Origin of the sequence: Virgibacillus indicus, from assembly GCF_002266285.1 — a bacterium.
GTDB classification, from domain to species: Bacteria; Bacillota; Bacilli; order Bacillales; family Amphibacillaceae; genus Virgibacillus_K; species Virgibacillus_K indicus.
Genome location: NZ_NPMS01000005.1, coordinates 136,667 through 157,370, shown reverse-complemented (window position 1 = coordinate 157,370; position 20,704 = coordinate 136,667). Strand labels below are relative to the sequence as shown.

General features: G+C 39.8%; 19 protein-coding genes. 17 read left to right on the top strand and 2 right to left on the bottom strand.

The window, feature by feature from the left end; translation table 11 throughout:
* Positions 1-31: 31 nt before the first annotated feature.
* A complete protein-coding gene (locus CIL03_RS11905; protein ID WP_094886085.1) occupies positions 32-646 on the bottom strand; it encodes a YesL family protein in 615 nt (204 codons plus the stop codon).
* 356 nt (positions 647-1,002) lie between these two features.
* On the opposite strand from CIL03_RS11905, the gene CIL03_RS11900 reads away from it, so the two are divergent.
* From CIL03_RS11900 to CIL03_RS11870, 7 genes are all read left to right on the top strand, one after another.
* Complete coding sequence (locus tag CIL03_RS11900; RefSeq protein ID WP_094886084.1) at positions 1,003-2,265, top strand: sugar ABC transporter substrate-binding protein; 1,263 nt, start codon at positions 1,003-1,005, stop codon at positions 2,263-2,265.
* 133 nt (positions 2,266-2,398) lie between these two features.
* Positions 2,399-3,295, top strand: a complete 897-nt coding sequence (locus CIL03_RS11895) for a carbohydrate ABC transporter permease (RefSeq protein ID WP_094886247.1) — start codon at positions 2,399-2,401, stop codon at positions 3,293-3,295.
* Positions 3,296-3,328: 33 nt separating this feature from the next.
* Positions 3,329-4,132, top strand: a complete 804-nt coding sequence (locus CIL03_RS11890) for a carbohydrate ABC transporter permease (protein WP_094886083.1) — start codon at positions 3,329-3,331, stop codon at positions 4,130-4,132.
* Positions 4,133-4,159: 27 nt separating this feature from the next.
* Positions 4,160-5,059: a Gfo/Idh/MocA family protein gene (locus CIL03_RS11885; RefSeq protein WP_094886082.1), complete on the top strand. Its 900-nt coding sequence runs from the start codon at positions 4,160-4,162 to the stop codon at positions 5,057-5,059.
* A gap of 15 nt (positions 5,060-5,074) precedes the next feature.
* The gene (locus CIL03_RS11880) at positions 5,075-6,115 is read left to right on the top strand and encodes a Gfo/Idh/MocA family protein (protein ID WP_094886081.1); all 1,041 of its coding nucleotides are present in this window, start codon (positions 5,075-5,077) and stop codon (positions 6,113-6,115) included.
* The gene (locus CIL03_RS11875; RefSeq protein WP_094886080.1) at positions 6,115-7,152 is read left to right on the top strand and encodes an alpha/beta hydrolase family protein; all 1,038 of its coding nucleotides are present in this window, start codon (positions 6,115-6,117) and stop codon (positions 7,150-7,152) included. The genes CIL03_RS11880 and CIL03_RS11875 overlap by 1 nt, the downstream gene beginning before the upstream one ends.
* A gap of 308 nt (positions 7,153-7,460) precedes the next feature.
* Positions 7,461-8,588 (top strand): mandelate racemase/muconate lactonizing enzyme family protein, encoded by a 1,128-nt coding sequence (locus tag CIL03_RS11870; RefSeq protein WP_094886079.1) that lies wholly within the window; start codon positions 7,461-7,463, stop codon positions 8,586-8,588.
* A gap of 64 nt (positions 8,589-8,652) precedes the next feature.
* Here the strand turns inward: CIL03_RS11870 and CIL03_RS11865 are convergent, their stop codons facing one another.
* Positions 8,653-10,008, bottom strand: coding sequence for a GGDEF domain-containing protein (locus tag CIL03_RS11865; RefSeq protein ID WP_094886078.1), 1,356 nt, complete (start codon positions 10,006-10,008; stop codon positions 8,653-8,655).
* Between the two features lie 241 nt (positions 10,009-10,249).
* Here CIL03_RS11865 and CIL03_RS11860 point away from each other — a divergent pair, with 241 nt between their 5' ends.
* From CIL03_RS11860 to CIL03_RS11815, 10 genes are all read left to right on the top strand, one after another.
* Entirely contained in the window at positions 10,250-11,266 is a 1,017-nt protein-coding gene (locus CIL03_RS11860) for an NAD-dependent epimerase/dehydratase family protein (RefSeq protein ID WP_094886077.1), read from the top strand.
* Positions 11,267-12,319, top strand: coding sequence for a dihydrodipicolinate synthase family protein (locus tag CIL03_RS11855; protein ID WP_094886076.1), 1,053 nt, complete (start codon positions 11,267-11,269; stop codon positions 12,317-12,319).
* Positions 12,320-12,343: 24 nt separating this feature from the next.
* A complete protein-coding gene (locus tag CIL03_RS11850; RefSeq protein ID WP_094886075.1) occupies positions 12,344-13,348 on the top strand; it encodes a zinc-dependent alcohol dehydrogenase in 1,005 nt (334 codons plus the stop codon).
* 12 nt (positions 13,349-13,360) lie between these two features.
* A complete protein-coding gene (locus tag CIL03_RS11845) occupies positions 13,361-14,413 on the top strand; it encodes a Gfo/Idh/MocA family protein (protein WP_094886074.1) in 1,053 nt (350 codons plus the stop codon).
* A 19-nt stretch (positions 14,414-14,432) separates the two neighbouring features.
* Positions 14,433-15,485, top strand: coding sequence for a Gfo/Idh/MocA family protein (locus tag CIL03_RS11840; protein ID WP_094886073.1), 1,053 nt, complete (start codon positions 14,433-14,435; stop codon positions 15,483-15,485).
* Positions 15,486-17,063 carry an FAD-dependent oxidoreductase gene (locus tag CIL03_RS11835; RefSeq protein WP_094886072.1) on the top strand — a complete coding sequence of 526 codons (1,578 nt, stop codon included), beginning with the start codon at positions 15,486-15,488 and terminating at the stop codon, positions 17,061-17,063. It abuts the gene before it with no gap.
* A 12-nt stretch (positions 17,064-17,075) separates the two neighbouring features.
* Positions 17,076-17,909 (top strand): sugar phosphate isomerase/epimerase family protein, encoded by an 834-nt coding sequence (locus CIL03_RS11830; RefSeq protein ID WP_094886071.1) that lies wholly within the window; start codon positions 17,076-17,078, stop codon positions 17,907-17,909.
* Between the two features lie 33 nt (positions 17,910-17,942).
* Positions 17,943-18,635: a hypothetical protein gene (locus CIL03_RS11825; protein ID WP_094886070.1), complete on the top strand. Its 693-nt coding sequence runs from the start codon at positions 17,943-17,945 to the stop codon at positions 18,633-18,635.
* Positions 18,636-19,610 (top strand): Gfo/Idh/MocA family protein, encoded by a 975-nt coding sequence (locus tag CIL03_RS11820; RefSeq protein ID WP_094886069.1) that lies wholly within the window; start codon positions 18,636-18,638, stop codon positions 19,608-19,610.
* Between the two features lie 211 nt (positions 19,611-19,821).
* Positions 19,822-20,697 (top strand): ROK family protein, encoded by an 876-nt coding sequence (locus tag CIL03_RS11815; protein WP_094886068.1) that lies wholly within the window; start codon positions 19,822-19,824, stop codon positions 20,695-20,697.
* Positions 20,698-20,704 lie beyond the last annotated feature (7 nt).

Genomic DNA, 20,704 nt, shown 5'->3' with positions numbered 1-20,704 from the left:
TAAGCCAAGTTTAACTTGTACAATTCCTCATTTACAATAGTCCTTTTTTTCTTTCAATTCTCCGGAATGCCCGCTTGCTCAGAAATGTTATTGCAATTGCCAGTACACTCCCTGTAAACAATGGTATAATTCCCGGTAAAAACAGAACAGCAATATACAAAGCGATGACCGATATGATCATTAGCAGGATCTCCAGTGGGGAGGTCATTGCAATTAAAAAGGATTGTTTAATATACTGAAAGAATTTTAAGTCGAAATGCACATAGACCGGAAAAAAGAATAACAGCGTGATGAAATAGGAAACACCGATAAAAATCAATACAGGGATCAGCAGCTGGAATTCCCCGGAGTTTATTCTCAGAAATGTAATATCATAATAAAGAAAATATCCAACCGCGATAAAGATCAACGCAAATCCATTCAATCTAATAAACTCTTTCCTGTAATTCTTCCAAAACTCGTGAAAGATTCTTACATCTCTTTCCTGATTCATCCACTTTCTTACAATCTCAAACATGCTTCCTGTAGCTGGAAACAGACCGAAAACAATCAGTCCTGTAAATGTGAAAAGAATCCACAGCAAATTCAGATACGCGATTTTAAGCATCCACATTGCAATGGTATTAAATTTGTCCCATCCGCCCAAAACATTCACTCCTTCAATGATTTAACTATACGTTACCTGCTTTTAAAAATGCAAATCTATAATCAAAGTCAAATCAGCAGTAATAATACAGTTAGCAATTTTTCATCACTTTGTTATTTAAAGACAATTTAGAGACTTGTCTCTTGTCTGAAAAAAACATAATATTAAGTTAACAATCTTTCAATGAAACTAGTATAATTAAAAAATGCTTTCTGCAAGTCTGTGCAAAGCAATGTCAACGCTTACAATGCAATGCAGTATTTATATGCAGCAGCATAACGATGAAGGAGGTGGGGGATTAACTGCGAGAAAGCTTTTAAAATTTGAAAACAAAAATCAGAGAGGGGTTTTAGTTAATGAAGAAATTTAGTTTTCTAGTATTGTTCTTGATCCTGGGACTGGTTCTGGCTGCGTGCAGTTCAGATGAAGAGGCAACCGGTTCCGGTGATGGAGAAGGCGGCGGTGACGGCGAAGTATCAGGTGAAATAACTGTTTGGGTTCATCCATATACTGCTGATGCAGAAGCAGAAAGTGCTATGTGGGATGAAATAATTGCTTCTTATAATGAGGAATTCGATGTAGATGTAACAATTGAAACGATTCCATGGGCTAACCGTGACCAGAAAGTATTGACTGCTCTGGCAGCGAATAACGGACCGGATGTCTTTTATGCAATCCCGGATCAAATGCCGCAATATGCTGATGAAGGTATGCTGTTAGAACTTGATCCATACTTGGAAGACAATAATATGGACGATTTTGTGGATACTGCTCTTGTTTCAACAAAATGGCAGGATAAAACATACGGGCTGCCAATTCTTCAGGAGGCTTATACTTATTTCTACAATGTTGAAGTAGTTGAAGCGATTGGCGAAGACCCTGAAAACCTTCCGGCTACATGGAGCGAATTTGAAGAATGGGCTAAAAAAGCAAAAGAAGAAGGATTTTATGCCATGAGCTACCAGGGTGGAGGATCCATGAACGGAACATTATATCCTTTCCTTTGGCAGGCTGGTGGAGAAGTTATCACACAGGATGACGAGGTTATGATCAACAATGAAGCAGGCGTAGAAGCCTTTGAATTTGTTAAAAAAATGTATGATAACGGCTGGATTCCTGAAGATTCGATTACTGCGATGAATCATGATGCACTATGGAATGCAGGCGATATTCTGGCAGTGCAGGGTTCAGGGATATCCTTAACGAATTTAGAAGAAAGTGGGTTAGATTTTGTCATTGCACCGCCACTTAAGAATAAAGAACAATTAACCTATGGTACAACAGGAATGTTCGTTGTTCCATCAAACAGTGATAATCCGGATGCAGCAGCTGAGTTTATAAAAGTAGCTACAAATGCTGAAAGTCAAAGAAAATTCAATACAATTACTCAGTATATTCCTACAAGGGAATCTGCGAAGGATATTTTTGATGATGAAAAATATTTAGGTCAGCTTGCGGAGTATACACAATACGCTTTGCCTGGAGTAATACATCCAATTGGCCGTACCATTATGCCTTCCATTCAGGCTGAAGTGCAATCAATGATGGCAGGTGAGAAAACACCACAGGAAGCAGCGGATGCAGCAGCTGAGGCAATTGAAGCAGAATTGGCTAAATAGCAGGTTTTAAGGAGCAGGGAGTTCTTGTTACTCAATTATAGTGATGGGACTCTCTGCTGCTAACTTACATATGAAATAGGTGATAACACTGAAACAAAAAGAAGAGGGAATTCAAAAAAATGGAAAGAAAAAGCTGCCATTTAAAGAAAGGGCCAAGCGTCAATGGGATAAAAATGCTATTGTTTATATTTTTCTTATTCCTACATTGATTCACTTTTTGGTTTTTCAGGTCTATCCATTTGGATTCAGTTTAGTCCTCACGTTTCTGGATTGGAAAATAATTGGTGATCCTGAGTTTGTTGGACTGAAGCACTGGATAGCATTTTTTAATGATAAATTAGCGTGGAAAGCGATTTGGAATACAGTATTGTTTTCCATTTACTATATTGTTCCGACGATGGCTTTAGGATTGCTTTTGGCATTAATCATTAATTCTGGGGTAAAATTCGGCGGATTTTTCAAAGGGATATTTTTCCTTCCAGTAGTAACTTCATTTGTTATTATTGCAGGAATCTGGGGATGGCTATTCCGCGGTACAGAAACTGGTATGGTCAACTGGATCATAAGCTTCATAGGAATTGACCCACAGTTGTTTTTGGCAGATTCTGGCCAGGCGCTTATGGTGCTGGCAGGTTTAAGTGTCTTTAAAGTTGCCGGAAGTACAATGATTTATTATTTTGCGGGTTTGCAATCGATACCAAAGCAGCTTTATGAAGCAGCAAAGATTGATGGGGCTTCTGCCTTTCGGATTTTCTGGACGATCACTTTTCCGCTGCTGAAGCCGATACACTTCTATGTGGCGATCATAACAACAATTGGTTCGTTTCAAATCTTTGATTCAACCTTCCTGCTTACAGGTGGAGGACCAAACTACTCAACGACAACAATAGTGTTTTACCTGTACCAGCAAGGATTTGCAGGACTTAATCTAAGCTATGCAGCAGTTCTTTCCTATGCGTTGTTCTTTATTATCTTAGTAGTTTCACTGATTCAAAGAAAATACTTGGGTAAAGAAACGTCGCTGTATTAATGACACTGCTCGTTTTGGAAGGGAGAATAAATAGTGAAAAAGGTTATAGCATACATTGCTTTAATTATATTGGGTTTTAGTTTTTTGCTGCCATTTGTGATCATGGTATTTGGATCATTTAAAGATATGAAATATGCATTGCTTGATCCGCTTTTCTGGATACCGGAAGATCCTACATGGTCAAACTATGTTTACTTGTTCAATAATGGAATCTTTTTAAGATGGATATTTAACTCGGTTGTTATTACGATAATCCCGGTATTCAGCCAAATGCTGTTTTGTGCAATTCTCGGTTACATTTTTGCCAAGAAGCAGTTCCCTGGCAGAGAGGCCATTTTCTGGATTTTTATGGCTGTTATCATGATTCCGCAGCAGCTATTAATTATCCCTAAATATATTATGTTCGCTGATTTTGGCTGGATTAACACATACTGGGCATTAATTATTCCTGAGCTTTGGGGGATTATGGGTGTGTTTCTGGTACGGCAGTTTCTTCAAAGTATACCGAATGATCTGGAAGAAGCAGCCCGTATTGATGGTGCAAATGACATTAAAGTTTTCTTTAAGGTAATATTGCCATTGTCTGTGCCGGTTGTTGCAACAGTTGGTACTTTCGCTTTCATTTCCAACTGGAACGATCTATTCCAGCCTTTAATCTACATGACGAAGGAAGAAATGTTCCCCGTTACAGTGGGTCTTGCATCCTTATTAGGGAAAGAAGGAGATTTTGGAGTAGAAATGGCAGGTTCGACACTTTCGTTTATCCCGACATTTCTGATTTTCTTATTCTTCCAGCGCTATTTTACGGAAGGAATCCAGATGTCTGGGTTGAAGTAGCCAGCAGATCAGGAAAGGCGGGTAATCATGAGAGATTTGAGGATTGGCATGATAGGTTTGGATACCTCGCATGCAGTCGCTTTTACTAAATTACTGAATGATGAAAATGAAAAGGATCATATAAAAGGCGGAAAAGTTGTCACTGCGTTTCCAGGCGGTTCTCCGGATTTTGATTTGAGCATTTCCCGTGTAGAGGGGTTTACAAAGCAGATTAAAGATTATGATGTGGAGATTACTGATACCATTGAAGAAACAGCAGAAAATAGTGCTGCTATTTTATTAGAGTCTGTGGATGGAGCACAGCATCTGGAACAACTAAGGAAAATTATTCCTTATCGAAAACCGGTATTTATTGATAAGCCTTTCGCTTTAAATTCAGCAGATGCTGACGAAATGATCAAGCTGTCAAGGGAGTATGGAACACCGATTATGAGTACATCAGCACTGCGCTTTGCAGAAGGGCTGACATCTGTTCTTGACCAGTATGAAAAGGGGAAAATAATTGGAGCAGATTGCTTCGGGCCGATGGAAATCCAGGAAAAGCAGCCAGGCTTTTTTTGGTATGGAATCCATGCAGTTGAAATGCTTTTAGCAATATTAGGTGAAGGAGCTGAAAAGGTGATTTCTGCGGCAAACGAGGATCATGATGTGCTCACAGGTTACTGGAAAGATGGCCGCATTGGAACGATTAGAGGAAATCGAAAAGGAAATAGCCAATTTGGAGCAATGATTCATTTTGAAGAGGCTTCCGAATTTGTTTCTATTAACAAAAATCAAAAGCCTTTTTATGTTAGTCTGCTCGAACAAATTATGGGTTTTTTCCATAGTGGCGAATCGCCAGTTGCGTTGAGTGAGACCAGGGAGCTTATCCGTTTTATAGAAGCGGCTAATGAAAGCAGAATCTCGGGGAAATCCGTATTTATTTAAAGTCAGGGTGATTAAATGAAGCAGGTTCGATTTGGGATTATCGGTGCTGGTATATTAGCGCCATTACATGCAAAAGCAATTCAGGAAAATCCAACTGCCGAGCTTGCGGCAGTTGCCGATATTGATAAGGAGAAAGCAGAAAAATTTGCACACGACTACAATATAAATAAAGTATTTACAGACTATGAAGCGATGCTTTTAGAACCAATTGATGTGGTATGTCTGTGTGTCCCAAGCGGAATGCATGCGAGGTTTGCCGTTAAATGTGCAGAGATGGGAAAGCATATTTTAAGTGAAAAACCATTGGATATTACTTTTCGGAATATGGATCTGATGATCAATGCATGCAAACAAGCAGGAGTGAAATTAGGTTCTGTCTTTCAGCGCAGAACATTGCCGCATTTTCTGGAGGCTAAAAATAATCTGGATTCAGGCGCAATCGGCGGCATGATGATGATCAATGCCTATTTAAAATATTATCGGTCGGATGAATACTATGCCAGTGCTGGATGGCGGGGAAAGTGGGAGCTTGATGGTGGAGGAGCACTAATGAATCAGGGGGTTCATGGGATTGACCTTTTGCAGTGGATTGGTGGAGAAGTGGTAAGTGTTAAAGCTTATACTGGAACGCTTACAAGAAAAGATATTGAAGTGGAGGATACTGCTGCAGCGATTTTAAAATTTAAGAATGGGGCAATTGGAACAATTCAAGGAGCTACATCGGTTTATCCAGAACAGGAAACAAGTATTGAGATAAATGGTGATGAAGGAACACTTAAGGTTACAGATTCAAAAGTGGAAATCTGGGAGTCTATGACAAACCAGCTGGCTGCACCACAGCTGCCGCTTCCTGATCATGATGGGCATGCAATCATTATAAATGACATGGTTGAAGCTATTATTAATGATCGTGAACCGATGATATCCGGAATGGAGGCGCGAAAATCTGTGGAAATAATTCTGGCTGTTTATGAATCTGCCCGGACGGGAAATGAAGTGATTTTATCAGAGTTCCATCCATTTGAAAGCCATAGGGATAAAGGAGTATCCAGCTGATGTATCGATTACATGAATTGAATGAAATGGGAATACCGTCACTTATTGATGAAACTGAATTGGAAAATAACTGGATAAGTAAACGAGCTGATATCCTAAATCGCTGGCAGTCGATGATTGGTGAAATACCGGATAATGCTCCATTACTGACAGAGATTCATTCGGAAATTAAAGAAGATGGATTCATCCGACAGCATCTAACTTATAACGCAGCAGATGGGGATGAAATTACTGCATATTTGCTAATACCCGATGGTGCATCTGACAAAAAGTCAGCGGCTGTCATTGCAATGCATGGTACAGCTGAAGCTGGAAAAGATTCAATAAGTACCAACAGAGTGAAGGGCAAGCAAAATTACGCAATGGAACTTGCTAAAAGAGGATATATCGTTCTTGTCCCGGATGCCTTGACTGCTGGGGAGCGGATCATTGAAAATGAGAAATCTTTCCATACTGCTGTCTTTTACAGAGAAAACCCCAGCTGGCTGTCTATAACAGCAAAAAACATTTCTGACCATAAACAGGGTCTGGAATTCCTGATTGGTCATGATTTAGTTGATGAGGACCGGATTGGCGCAATCGGTCATTCATTCGGCGGATATAATGCCTATTATTTAGCTGGGATGGATGATCGAATTAAAGCAGTGGTTAGCAGCTGCGGATTCTCGACGTTCACCGGGGATTACAGACCACAGCAGTGGGCAGAGCGTGACTGGTACACACATTTCCCAAAGTTGACAGCAATGATTGATGAGGGAGAAATTCCCTTCGAGTTTCATGAAATTTTAGCACTTGCTGCTCCAGCGCCATTGTTTAACTGGAGCGCTCAGTGTGACGCTATTTTTCCACATTGGAAATCAATCGGATCAGGATTGCAGCATGTTTCCAGACTTTACGAGTCAATGGGCTGCAAGGATCGTTTTATTTCATTGCTGGGAACGGAGGAACATGATTTTCCCTCCTATATCAGAGAGATGGCGTACCGATTTTTTGATAAATGGCTGGATCATGAGGCAACTGGGGTTGATTATCTTTAAAAGTTGTTCGCAGACCTCCGGGAACAGCGGAATTACAGAGCAGTGTGCTTTAGTTGAGAGATAATGTCACAGAGTTGAGAGATATATGAATAAAGTTGAGAGAAAATCCTTTAGAGTTGAGAGAAACCAGAGGGATGTTGAAACAAAATAAGTATAAAAGTAGGTTTCTCTCAACCTTTTCCAATTGTTTCTCAACTTTAGGGAATTATCTCTCAACTTGGACTTCCCACTGGCCCACCTCCCACGGAAAGCAACTGCTGTGGCAAGAAGGCAATAAATCTAGAATTAAAAAAGGAGCTATTAAAATAATGGAGATTTCAAAGCTGGATGTATTCCCTGTCAAATTGCCGATGCTTCAAAACTTTTCCATATCTGGCGGACAGGTAGGGAGTAAAGATGCAGGGGCTCCCCACGTTTACGTCCGAATAACAACAAACGACGGCATTGAAGGATGGGGAGAGGCACGCCCAAGTCATCGATGGAGTTATGAAACATTGGAATCCGCGGTGAGTACAATAAAAAATTATTTTGCCAGCAATCTAATAGGTTTATCTATCTATGAACTGGCAGAAATTCATCAGGCAATGGATCAGCAGATTGCATCGGGATTGACCAAGGGACAGCCAATAGCAAAAGCAGCTGTTGACATGGCAGTTATGGATGCTATTGCTAAAACAAATAAACAGCCTCTCAGTTATCTCTGGTTTAAGAGACCAAGTGAGAGAATCACCTTATCCTGTCTTATCAGCGCTTCTAATGAAAAAGAAGCTGCAGAAAAAGCTCAAAAAGCTAAGAAGGAAGGTTATACAGGGGTTGATGTGAAAATCGGGATTAACCCCGATAAGGATTTGGCTGTCATCAATACTGTTAAAGAGATTTTGCCAGATGCATTTTTCCGTGTGGATGCAAACCAGGCTTATACATTAAAACCCGCGATGCGTCTTGCGAGAGCAATGGAAGATATTGGAGTCGATGTATTCGAACAGCCGCTCGCAGCAGGAGATCTGCTGGGACATGCGAAGCTAAGAGAATCGACAACAGTTCCGATAGCGCTTGATGAAAGCATCTGGACACCTGAGGATACAATCCGTGCCATTCAGATGCAGGCTTGTGATGCTGCTGTAATTAAAGTGACGAAAATGGGTGGATTGTCACAGGCGAAACGCTGTGGCGAAATAGCGAAGGCTGCTGGACTTGAATTGCTTGGCGGCGGGCTGACAGAATCAACATTGGGATTATATGCCAGTGCTCATTTATTTCATGCATTGGAAATTACAGCACCTGTTGATTTGAATGGTCCATTGTTTTTACAGGATGACCCATCTCAGGAAATGGCAGCGATTCATAACGGAGAAGTGGCCTTGCCTAAAGGCTCAGGTATTGGCTGGGAAGTTGATGAAGATAAGCTGGAGCAGTTTTCAGTCAAGGTGATTTAAAGGTGTGGGAAGGGATAGAAAATCGAGCGGGAACCCCGCCCGATAAAGCACTGTACCAATAAGGCTATTCACTTTCAGCATCAATAATGAAGCTCAGCCTGTAGATCCGGCGCGGTCTGCCTTTATGCGTCACTTTTTCTTCTCCGATTATATCGACCAGTTCTGCATCCATCCATTTAAGAAGGATGCGGTGGGCGCTTCGAATGGTGATATTAAGTGTTGAAGCCAGTTCCTGCGCAGTGTAATCATATTTATTGTATCTGGCAACACGTGCCATCAGTTTCGTCATGTAGGTTGCTGACATCCCTGCTTTCTCAGCTTTGTCAAGCAGCTCTGCATCTGTAATGGACAGATCATAGCGTTCGTACTGGGTGTGGGTTGTAATGTCAACAGGTCCGAGCACACTTCGGTCTTCACGCACAATATAACAAACATTTCCGCCTAATTCCTTTGATTGGCGGAGTGCGAGGCGAGCATGACTTCCGGCTTCAGCTGCGGTGCTGCCAAAACCGACACCGATGCTTAATGTAATGCCGATTTCACTTTTTGTTTCATGAAGCAATGGAATAAATTTATAGCCTCTTGTTTCCCGTTCAAAAATTCCGCGAGTGGTGATAAAGGAATATTCTTCACTGCCTATATTAATTAAATGCCCGTCAAGCTGTTTTGTGTAATTAAGCAGCGTTTGCTGTATTTGCAATTTTAATAATTGAACATCATGCTCAGAAGGATATTTTTCAATTACTTTTTTAAAATTATCAATATCGATTAATCCAAAAACGATTTGTGATTCTTTATTTCTGCGGGTGGCTGTTGCCAGAAGCGCACGTTCCAAAGAGACAATCATATCCTGATGTGTTGGAATTACCCATTCATTTGGGATATTCATTTCCGTCAGTCTGATGGAGACCTCCTGAATGCCGGTAATGGCAATGGCTCCGTTTTTTAAATGATTTTCCTTGTGAAAATCAATGATATTCGTGATCAGAATATTTCTGGAATGGTCATTAAAAACAGCAAACTCATAATCTGTCTCATCCAATTCAAAGAGTATTTGTTCCACATATTTTTGTTCAATTGTATCAACAGAAAGTTTTTTTAGGCCATAACTGTTTTTAATAAGAAATAATGATCTGTAAAGACCGGTTCCCATCAGAGGCACATGGTGGACAGGGATGGAAAAATCAATAAGCTGTTTTGCTAAGTGGTATTGGTGATATTCAGTAAACATTAATACATCTGCATCATTTACTAAATTATTTACAGCATCAGCGAGAACGCTTTCAGGATTAATTATAGAAAATATTGGTTTGAAATTTGGGAAAGACTTTAATGTTTTCTTTATTTGTTCGATAAGTGCCCGCGGACCAATAATTCCAATCGTAATCTCTGAATTGTCAGTAACCGTATTTATTTGCATCAAATCACCTTCCTTAATGGACGTAAGTAGAGACATGTCTCTTTTAGATTTATTGTAATTATCATACTTTTTAAAATCATTTTTGTCAAAATTGTACGAATTTCAAGGACTGCAGCAAGTTGGCAATCTATATAAAGACACTTTTAAGACTTGTCTTTTAACTGTGATGTCCATAATATAAAGATAAATATTTATTCTGATAGTTAAATGTCAACAGAATATGATACATAGGAGTGTTTAAATGAAAACGATTGCAGAATTGGAAAATTTTATGACTAAACCTTCATCGGTATTAATCGATGATTTGAAAAAACTGGATGGGGACATTTTGATTTTAGGGGTTGGCGGGAAGATGGGGCCAACGATGGCCAAAATGACAAAAAGAGCGATTGATGAAGCAAAAATGCAAAAAAGAGTGATTGGCGTTTCCAGATTTTCTTCCGGAAATTTAAGAGAAGAACTGGAGGATTATGGAGTTGAAACAATTGCAGTGGATCTCCTGGATGATGATGAACTTGCTGCATTGCCGGATGTGAAAAATATTATCTATATGGCCGGAAATAAATTTGGCACTGTTGGAAATGAACATTTCACATGGGCTATGAATGCATATCTTCCGGGACGTTTGGCAGAGAAATTTAAAAACTCAAGGATTGTTGCGTTTTCAACAGGGAACGTCTACCCTCTGACAAATGTCTTATCAAGCAATTGCTCTGAAGATACTGTTGTTGATCCGGTTGGAGAATATGCCCAATCCTGTCTTGGACGTGAACGGGTACTTACATACTTTTCCCATAAAAATAAGACACCTATGCTCCTGTTCAGGCTGAATTATGCGATTGACCTGCGCTATGGTGTATTGCTTGAAATTGCTAAACAGGTAAATGAAGGTCAGCGAATTGATTTAACGATGGGGAGTGTAAATGTCATCTGGCAGGGCGATGCCAATGAATATGCAATCAGATCACTGCTGCATACAAATACACCTCCTGAAATTGTGAATGTTACAGGACCTGAGACACTTTCTGTACGCTGGGTTGCAGAGGAATTTGGAAAAAGACTAAATAAAAATGTCAGATTCAGCAGTGAGGAAAGTCCAAAAGCCCTATTGAATAATGCCTCGAAAGCACATAAATTGTTCGGTTATCCAAAGGTTTCTATCCAGCAGATGATGGATATGATTGCTGATTGGGTTGCGATTGATGGAGAGACAAATAATAAACCAACACATTTTCAGGAACGTGAAGGAGCATTTTAAATGTTAAAAAAGGTGATAAAAGAGCTATTACATGAAGGGACGGTAATCCCTGCACATCCTTTGGCGCTGATCAGTGACAGGAAATTGGATGAAAAACGTCAGCGGGCACTTACGAGATATTATATTGAAGCTGGTGCTGGCGGAATTGCTGTTGGGGTTCATACAACACAATTTGAGATAAGGGATCCGCAATTTGATTTATATGAAAAAGTATTAACGATTGCAATGGAGGAAATAGCAAAAGCAAACGTTCAGAATTCCTTTATTAAGATAGCTGGTATTTGCGGACCGGTGGAACAGGCAATCCGGGAAGCGAAATTCAGTAAGGAAATTGGTTATGATTTGGGTTTGTTGAGCATGGGTGGCTTGAATGACCTTTCTGAGGATGAATTAATCAGTAGGACGGAGAGAATTGCAGAAATTATTCCAGTATTCGGATTTTATCTGCAGCCTTCAGTTGGAGGCAGAGTATTCTCCTATAATTTCTGGAGCCGTTTTGCAGATATTCCGAATGTTTATGGCATAAAAATTGCGCCATTCAATCGTTATCACTCGTTCGACGTAGTCCGGGCGGTTTGCAATTCGAAAAGAAATGACGAAATTGCCTTATATACCGGAAATGATGACAATATCATTAACGACCTGCTTACAACCTATCGAATAAAATCTGGTGACCAAACGGTGGAGAAGAAAATCGTTGGCGGGCTGCTTGGGCACTGGTCAGTATGGACGAAACGGGTGGTCGATGTTTTCGAGGAAATTAAGAAAGCAAGGGACCAAGACTTGATACCTGCTGAATTATTAACAGTCGGGCAAGAAATCACCGATGCAAATGCTGCTTTTTTTGATCCGAAAAATGATTTTAAAGGAAGTATAGCCGGCATTAACGAAGTATTAACAAGACAAGGATTATTAAAAGGCAACTGGTGTCTGCTGGAAAAAGAAAAATTAAGTCCGGGGCAGGCTGAAGAAATTGACCGGGTTTATGCAGACTATCCACATTTGCATGATGATGAATTTGTAAAGAATAATTTGAAGAAATGGCTGTCATAACCGAAAGAAGGGAGACATACGATCATGCGGAAAATAGTAGCACAGAACCAGCGTGTTGAGATAGTTGAAGATGAAAAGCCGATAATAAAGCCGTCCTATATACTCGTTAAAACAATGTATTCTGCAATTTCTCCCGGGACGGAGCTTGGCATGATTGCCAACAGCGGGGAGGCAAACGTTCATTTGGGCTACAGCGCAATGGGGATCGTGGAGGAATGCGGTGAAGAAATTGCCGATGTGAAAAAAGGAGATCTGGTTGCATGCTATGGCGCGCCATATGTCCGCCATGCAGAGTATTTACTTGTTCCGAAAACGTTGTTCGCAAAAGTGCCTTCGAACATAGAGCCAAAGGAGGCAGCACTTGCAGGGATTGGAGCAATCGCAATCCATGCACTTCGTGTGGCAAAGCTTGAGTTTGGTGAAACAGTCGTTATTGTTGGACTTGGATTGCTCGGTCAAATGATCACAAAAATTGCAAATGCTGCAGCGTATAACGTGATTGCATATGATCTCCATGAAAAGAGGGTGGAAATGCTCGCAGAAGAAGAACAAATACGCTCTTTTTCCAGTCAGCAAGCAATGGAAGAAGCAATAAATACAGCTACAAATAGCAATGGTGCTGATGCCGTCTTATTATGTACTGGCGGAAAGCGGACAGCCCTTACTCATGAAAGTCTGAAATGGGTGCGCAACAAAGGGAAGGTTGTAGTTGTCGGTGATGTGGAACCTGATTTTCCGAGAGATTTGATGTTTGGTAAAGAGGCGCAGCTCCTGATATCCCGCGCTGGAGGGCCTGGACGCTATGATAAGGTTTATGAAGAAAAAGCGATTGATTATCCTTATGGCTTTGTACGCTGGACAGAAGGAAGAAATGTTGAGGAATATATTCGGTTGTTGAGTGAAAAACGGATTGATGTAAGTTTGTTAATCACAGAAACAGTAAACTTTTCAGATGCTGCAGATGAATTTGATGATTTATTAAATAAAAAATCTAATACACTGACAAAATTGATTGATTTTACGAAGTAGGGTGTGGGTGAATTGAGAAATATTAACGTAGCGCTTGTTGGGGCAGGGGCTATTGCAGAAACACATTTGGTTAATTTGAGCAGCAGTTCCCAAGTTAAGATCACATCAATAGTAGATATAGATTTAGAACGGGCAAAACAGATTTCAGCGAACAATAATATTAAACATTATTTTACGGATATCAATGAAATGACATCAAACGTCAAAGTAGATGCTGTGATCATTTGTACCCCAAATCAAACACATATTCCAATAGCTAAAATCGCTGCTGATCAAGGAATTCACGTATTTATGGAAAAGCCGATTGGTACCAATTTAAAGGAAGTGCAGGAATATTTAAAGCTGGCTGAAACGAAAAATGTGATAACCATGATTGGAATGACACATCGTTTTCGCAGTGATGCAGCAATTCTAAAAGAATATGCAGACCGCAATGCGTTTGGGAATATTTATTATGCAAAAGCAAAACTGTTTAGAAGACGTGGGACACCAAAGGGATGGTTTACAAATAAAGCATTGTCTGGCGGTGGTGCGATGATGGATATTGGAGTTCACGTACTTGATCTGGCATGGTGGCTTTTGGGCAAACCAAAAGTGGACTCCATTACTGGTCACACACTCACAGGATTAGGTAAATATGATACAAAACAGGTTTCAAGCTGGGAATCCAAAAATAAACGGTTAAATGCAAATGATCTATTTGATGTAGAAGATTTTGGAGCTGCATGGATTCGGTTTAAAAATAAAACTGTGCTGTCATTGGAGGTAGCCTGGGCCATGAATGGTGAGCAGGATGATGGTATTTCAATTGAAATATTAGGAGATAAAGGTGGAGCAGCTTTAGCACCACTTACACTATTTAGAGAAGAAGAGGGTACCTTAGTCAAATCCAATCCATTAGTTGAAAAAAATAATCCATTTCAATCAGAAATTGATCATTTTATTGAATGTATTCAAACAGGGGCACCCCCTTCAGTTGATGGTGAACAGGGATATCAGGTGCTAAAAATGCTGCAGGCTATCTATCAATCTTCAGAAGAAAAAAGGGAAATCCATTTCTATTAAATGAAGGGAGAACGAATATATGCTAAGAGTTGGAGTAATTGGAGTTGGGTCGATTTCGGAATTTCATATCAAACCATATCTTGAAAATGAAAACGTGGAATTAGTGGCATTATGTGATTTGAATGAAAAGCGATTAGCTGAAAAAGGCGAACTATATGGGGTGACACAGCTGCATTCTGATTATCATGAGCTGCTAAAAAATAAGGAAATTGATGCGGTAAGTATTTGCACATGGAACGATTCACATGCAGAAATTGCAATCGCAGCACTGGAATCGGGGAAGAATGTTTTAGTAGAAAAACCATTATGTATGACAGTAGAGGAAGCTTTGGCGGTAGAAGAAGCGGTTGAAAGAACAGGAAAGATTTTGCAGGTAGGATTTGTGCGAAGACATGGAGATAATGCAAAACTGTTAAAAACATTTATCGATAATAATGAATTGGGAGAGGTTTATTACGCAAAAACGTCTTGTCTAAGAAGACTTGGAAATCCTGGAGGCTGGTTTAGTGATATTTCCAAGTCAGGCGGGGGACCATTGATCGATTTAGGTGTTCATATGATTGATATATGCTGGTATTTCATGGGGAAACCGCGTCCTGTATCTGTAAGTGGCAACACATATAATAAATTAGGCAACCGAAGTCATATTGAAAATCTATCATTCTATCAGGCAGCTGATTATGATCCGTCACTCAACGATGTGGAGGACCTGACGAATGCATTGATCCGTTTCGAAAATGGAGCTTCCATTATGGTAGATGTCAGCTTCACACTGCAGGCGAAAAAAGATGAACTATATGTAAAACTTTTTGGAGATAAAGGCGGAGCAGAGTTTGAACCGGAACTGGCTTTCGTAACTGAGAAGCATAACACGATCATGAATGTAACCCCACAGGTGGATAATCTTGGTTTTGATGTCCACAAAGCATTCGTCAATGAAATCAATCATTTTGTGGACTGCTGCCTGGAAGGGAAAGAAAATATAGCACCCGTCGCTGATGGGGTACAAGTTATGAAAATGCTGAATGCTATTTACGAATCAGCAAAAACGGGCAAAGAAGTGTATTTATAGATGGATTCCAATAATTGGGACCTGGTAATTGCCGGTGGAGGACTGGGTGGTTGTGCAGCAGCACTATCCGCATGTGCTAATGGATTACGTGTTTTTTTAACGGAGGAAACAGAATGGATAGGCGGCCAGGTAACCTCCCAGGGTGTGCCGCCTGATGAACATGAATGGATGGAGGAGTTTGGATCTACCAAACGGTATCGTAACTACCGGAATAAAGTAAGAGAAACATATTTGAATAATTTGAAAGTGAAAAAGGCAGGAGAACACTTTAATCCCGGGAATGGATTAGTGAGCTCTATTTGCCATGATCCACGAGTTACCTTGCATGTTTTGAATGAAATGCTGCTTCCTTATGTTTTAACAAATCAATTAACAATTGCTCTAAATACGAAAGCAGTTTCTGTCGAGAGAAAAGAAAGTACGATTGATTATATGAATGTTGAAAATGTGAAAACAGGAACAGTCAGTCAGGTGGCAGCACCTTATTTTATAGATGCAACCGAAGCAGGAGATATTCTGCCTTTAGCGAATATAGAATATGTAACAGGTGCCGAAGCGAAATCAGAAACAGGGGAAGCCCATGCGCTGGACATAGCCGATTTGGAAGATATCCAGGCATTTACGTATGTACTTGGAATGGAATATTGTGAAGGAGAAAATCATACAATACCTGAGCCTGAAATGTATAACTTTTGGAAGGAGTTTCATCCTGAAATTTGGCCGGATAAATTGCTGAGCTTATATGCGCCGCATCCGATTACAAAGGAAAAGCGCGAATATACATTATTTCGGGAAAAGTCAGGGTTTCCATTATGGGAGTATCGCAGGATCTTCGCTAAGGAGCTATATGATACCGAATTAAAGGCTGGCGATATTACATTGATGAACTGGCCGCAAAATGACTATTTTTTAGGCAATATTTATGATGTTACTAATGAAGAAAAAGAAAAGCATCTTAATGGAGGGAAACAATTAAGTCTATCTCTATTATACTGGCTGCAAACAGAGGCGCCGCGTCCAGATGGCGAGAAGGGATATCCTGGCTTAAAGCTGAGAAAGGATATTTTTGATACGGAAGATGGTTTGGCAAAGGCTGCATATATCAGGGAATCACGGCGGATTAAAGCGGAATATACAATAGTTGAACAAGATGTTTCGCCTGATTTTAATGAAGGAAAAACAGGAAAGAAATATGAAGATCGTGTAGGAATTGGATCCTATAGTATTGATCTGCATCCAAGTATGACTGGAAGGAATTATGTTGATATTCCGGCATTGCCATTCCATATTCCATTAGGTGCTTTACTGCCAAAGGATGCTGACAATTTACTGGCTGGATGCAAAAATATCGGAACAACACATATAACCAATGGATGTTACCGGCTGCATCCGACCGAATGGAATATCGGAGAGGCTTGCGGAGCATTAGCCGCCTTTTGTTTAAAAAATAGAATAAGGCCAAAAGCAGTTCGCGAAAACAAGCAAAAACTGGCTGAATTTCAAAATGAATTAAGAAAAGACGGCTTCGAGCTTGAATGGCCTGAAGCGTTCTATGAGAAGGATGAAGCGGATTTTTAAAGGGAGGATATTATGAAAATAAGTGTAAGTATGTATAGCTTGAATTCAACAATAAAAGAGGAAAACTGGACAATTTTTGATTTTATTGACTATGCGAAAAACATTTCATTAGACGGAGTAGAACTCCTCGATATTTACTGGAATGATAAAGAGAAGGAAATTAAACAGGTTAAAGAAGCATTGCAAAAGCATGATTTATCTGTATCTGCTTATGATGTAACAAATAATTTTGTGAAAGAATCAAGTGAAGAACGTGCCAAAGAAGTTGCTAAAATAAAAGATGGCATCGAGGTGGCAAAACAATTGGGGACAAATATCATTCGTGTATTTTGTGGTGACTTGCATGGTGATTTGACCTATGAAGACGGCCAGGATTGGATTGTTGAAGGTTTAAAAGCTTGTGCTGAGACTGCTGAAAAAGAACAGGTATATCTGGCCATTGAAAACCATGGATTACTTGCAGGAAAAAGTGAGCAGGTAGAAGAAATAATTAATAAAGTAAATAGCCCTTTTGTAAAATCCACCTTTGATACTGGGAATTTTTTATTGGTGCATGAGGAGCCCAAAGAGGCATTTGATCGATTGCGGGATAAGATTGTTCATGTTCATTTTAAGGATTTCCGTGAAAAGGGCGCTGACGAATCGATCAAAGGATTCCGTTCTACAGAGGGCGTTGAACTGATTGGTACAGTTCCCGGAGATGGAAAAGTGGATTTGTCCTATATTGTTCAGGGATTAAAAGAGAATAACTATGATGGCTGGCTGTCGATTGAATACGAGGGATTTGATGATACAAAGATTGCAAATAAAGAAGCTGTAAATCGATTAAGGGATTTATTGAACTAAGAAATATGAAGAAGAGTATTAGGAGGGCAGTCTATGCGTAATATTGTAGTTGCGGACTTAAATCAAATAGATTTCCAGACATCCTTTCAGAGGCCGAAAATCATTGATTCAGTCAATGATCTAACTGAGAAAGAAGGCACTTTTTTAATTAATAAATCGAATATGAATGAAGGGTTAAAGAAAGAAGGTAACTTATTCATTCCCTCAACATTGCTTGAACAGACCTATGAAGGTGTTCAAGTATATTTTGAGTTGGAGCAGTATCCATTCTTTCAAAAGGCAAAAGAGATGATAACAGATCCAAAAGGTGTTCTGCGCTTCAGAAGAAAAGTGAGGAATGAAAAAAGTAATGGGCTGCCAGCTAGTGATTTGTTTGTGCTCACATCCATCCTCGGTGAACCAGAGGATGTACAATTGAAAGGTACAAAACAGGAAGTTAAACCATATCACCTAATCATAACGGTAAACTTTGGTTCCGGTACAATGGCACATCTTGAATATACATTTTCCGATGAAGATGAACGAATTGAGTTTGATTGGAGCGGGATACAAAATATTATAGAATTTGATAGTAAAGAAATGAACCCAATTGATCCAAAAGGTTACAGACGTCTTCCATTATTATATTCAACAGATTCCATTCTGTCAGCCGCTCATAAGGCTGATCAGAATTTGATCAAACGTTTGATTAAATACTGCGGGCTTTTAAATGGAGGTGTGAAATAAATGAAGATTGGAATAATGAGTTTCGCACATATGCATGCATTCAGCTATGCAGATAGCTTAATAAAACTGCCCAATGCAGAGCTGGTTGGAATCTTTGATGATGATACGAATCGTGGAAAAAAAGCAGCGGAACAATATCATACAAAATATTTCGATGATCAGGATACCTTTCTTGCAACTGAAATGGATGCCGTAATTATTTGCAGTGAAAATAACCGTCACAAAGAAATGGTACTGAATGCAGCACAGGCAAAGAAGCATATCCTATGTGAAAAGCCAATCGCCACAACGATTGAAGATGCGGAAGAAATGATTCAGGTCTGCAACGAATATAAAGTTATTCTACAAATTGCTTTTCCGGTTCGATTCAGTTCACCAATCGCCCAGTTGAAAAAGATGATAGATAACGGAGATTTAGGAGAGATAGTGGCATTCCGAACAACAAACCGCGGCCAAAATCCAGGTGACTGGTTCATTGATAAGGAACAGTCAGGCGGTGGTGCTGTATTAGACCACACCGTGCATATGGTTGACATCATGCGCTGGTACTTAGGAAAGGAAATTACCGAGGTTCATGGAATAGTAGATTCCTATTTTCATGATATAGATATTGATGATGCTGGCATTCTTACATTGGAATTCGAAAATGGCGTAATCGCTACACATGACGCCAGCTGGTCAAAATTCTCAGCGTATCCAATGTGGGGTGATGCGACAATTGAGGTGATTGGCACAAAACAAACCGTGAAAGCAGATGCATTTAAAGAGCATTTCAGAATGTATGCAAGCGGTGCCAAATCGCTGAGTCATGTTTTTTATGGAAATGATATGGATTTTGGCTTAATTCAGGACTTTATCGCATGTGTAGAGGAAGGAAGAACACCATCTATAACCGGTTATGATGGTTTAAAAGCATTGGAAGCAGCACTGGCAGCCTATGAGTCAAGCAAGAAGAAATCGCCGGTTTATTTATAGAAAATAAAAGTTGTTTTCTATAAATGCAGTTAATCGTAGTAACCCGAGCGAACCCATTCACTCAATAAGTTTTTGCAAGAGAAATTACTCTACGCAAGATAATTTTTACTTAAAGTAAAAACAATTTTTTTATTGATAACAGCCTAATGAAAATACAGATGGACACCTTTAGATTCAGGTGTCCATTTTTACAGGAGGTAGACCTGAGCTTATGTATACAATTGGCATAGATATAGGTGGAACAAAAGTTAAATTTGGATTGTTTAATGAACAGAAGCAGCTTGTTCAGACTGAAGATATAAAAACACCGACAGAAGCGGTTGTTGAGACAATGATCAACAAAATAAGAGATTTGGATAAAGGTATTGAACTTAAAGGAATTGGGATTGCAACTGCTGGCATCGTTGATTTTGAAAAAGGAATTATTACTAGTGCCGCTAATATTCCAGCATTTGTAAATGTACCATTAGCTGAGCAGTTGAAATCTGCTTTTAATGTGCCAGTCGTTGTAGATAACGATGCAAACAGTGCTGCGCTGGCAGAAGGAATGTCTGGTGCAGCAACCTCTGTAAAAAGCTATATTTGTATAGCCATTGGTACTGGAATCGGTGGAGGAATTATACATAATAATCAATTGGTTCATGGCTTGAATGGATACAGTGGGGAAGTTGGCCATATGGTTATTGTTCCGGATGGAAAACAATGTGGCTGCGGGAGAAAAGGCTGTTGGGAAGCTTATGCTTCAGGCAGAGCGCTTGAGCGCATGATTCAGGAAGACCCTGTTTTAAGCAATAAAAACTTTAGTCCCCAACAACTGTTTGAAAATTATCAGGAGAATGAATACTGTAAAAAAATCGTGGATACTTTTATAGATTACTTAGCTATTGGAATTAGTAATTTGCAATATTTATTCGATCCGGAAATGATTGTTATTGGTGGTGGCGTGATTGATTCAAGTGAGTACTGGTGGGAGAATTTAGTCGAAAAGGCAACGAACTTTTCCTCTATTCCCTTGAATTTGCAGCAGGCACATCTGAAAAACAATGCAAGCATGATTGGTGCAAGCTATTTAGTACCAGAGAGGTGAGGGAAGA